Source organism: Oceanobacillus luteolus, assembly GCF_023715655.1.
In the GTDB taxonomy this organism is placed as follows: Bacteria; Bacillota; Bacilli; order Bacillales; family Amphibacillaceae; genus Oceanobacillus; species Oceanobacillus luteolus.
The window spans coordinates 1-255 of sequence record NZ_JAMBON010000186.1 but is presented as its reverse complement, the minus strand read 5'-3'; the positions used below and the strand labels follow the sequence as shown (position 1 = coordinate 255).

Sequence of the window (255 nt, the reverse complement as noted above, 5' to 3'; positions counted from 1 at the left end):
TTGGCAATTAAGGGTGTTGGAAGAGATACAGTTGCTGGATTTTTTGCCGAAGTTGGTGATTTGAATGAATATTCCCACCCAAGGCAACTGATTAAGTTAGCTGGATTAAGTCTCAAAGAGAACACCTTAGGAAAGCATAAGGGAAGAACTACCATTACTAAAAGAGGTAGGAAAAAACTGCGTGCCCTTTTGTTTAGAGTTTGTATGATACTAGTTGCAAAAAACACCGCATTTAAAGCTTTGCATGCTTATTAT

At 37.6% G+C, this 255-nt stretch carries 1 protein-coding gene; it reads left to right on the top strand.

Going from position 1 to position 255, the window contains the following annotated elements:
* A partial coding sequence (locus tag M3210_RS20305) for an IS110 family transposase (protein ID WP_251518134.1) occupies positions 1-255 on the top strand: 255 nt, incomplete at both ends.